We start from the raw sequence: 232 nt of genomic DNA on the forward strand, positions 1-232 counted from the left end.
GGATCATTAGCTTCATGTGGATGTGCGGTGCCCGTACGTCCTTCATCTTCGTCCGCGTGTTCTTGCACCTCACGCCGACCCGGAGTAGATCGGCGGCCATGGCCTCCATGCCCCCCTCCTCCCAACGACTTCGGTACGACTTGCCGTTGTGCACCGCCACCCACCGGTCAATGACCGACTCGGGGTCGATGGCCTCCAACTGCTTGGTCAGGTCGTCCCGCGTCTTCTCCGC

The 232-nt window shown here is 62.9% G+C and carries 1 pseudogene; it reads right to left on the reverse strand.

The annotated features are described in order from the left end of the window. Positions 1–232: pseudogene (locus KVT45_RS55820) on the reverse strand (recombinase family protein); the annotation flags it as partial.

Source organism: Streptomyces sp. GbtcB6, from assembly GCF_019091475.1.
Lineage (GTDB): Bacteria > Actinomycetota > Actinomycetes > Streptomycetales > Streptomycetaceae > Streptomyces > Streptomyces hyaluromycini.